Source organism: Vibrio sp. YT-19(2023), from assembly GCF_033337395.1.
Genome location: NZ_JAWOQN010000514.1, coordinates 1 through 693, shown reverse-complemented (window position 1 = coordinate 693; position 693 = coordinate 1). Strand labels below are relative to the sequence as shown.

The following is a 693-nucleotide window of genomic DNA, read 5'->3' as shown; positions in this document are numbered from 1 at the left end:
TCACCCGCCAAATGGCCGTGCTTATCATTAATCACTTTAAAGTGGTCAATATCGAAACCAACCGAAGAGAACGGTTTACCGCTATTAGTTTGATTGAGCAAATTGTCGTTAAACACGCGACGGTTCAACAATTGCGTCAGAGGGTCTAACTCGGCCATGCGTTTTAGTTCAACCGTCTTAATATCAAGCATTTCGGCTAAACGTTCTTTTTCTCGTGACTGTAAGTTAACGATGTAGCTGATCAAAAACGCAATCAGAAGACCTGCGATGGTCGTTCCCGTTAAAATGGAGCGCTCCCAAGCAGACACGGCATCTGAAAGTTTGAAATCAATTCGCCATTGTCGATTAGGCAGCTGAATCGTTCGGCTGATCACTTTACCGCTGATCCGATCCCAGTTTTCACTTTGAAACAAAAACGGGTCATCAGAGGCATCAAAACCTAAATCTTCCACTCTGACCGACATCTCAAGTTCCGTCGCCGTCTTGGTGATCAGCTCTTCGAAATAAACAGTGCTACGAATCACACCTGTAACCACGCCCAACAGGTTTTTATTCTCGAAGTCAAAGACCGGGTGATATACCAGCAAGCCCGATTTGGGGATGGATTTGTCGTAGCCGTCTTGAAGCAGACGAACTTTATCGGAAACATTTGCGCGTTTGTGTGTCGAGATGTCGTCAAAGATCAAATCAAAA

At 44.9% G+C, this 693-nt stretch carries 1 protein-coding gene; it reads right to left on the bottom strand.

Annotated features, from left to right (window positions below; genetic code table 11):
• Positions 1–693, bottom strand: a 693-nt coding sequence (locus R7E78_RS26835) for a diguanylate cyclase domain-containing protein (RefSeq protein WP_318058700.1), incomplete at both ends; no start/stop codon positions are given.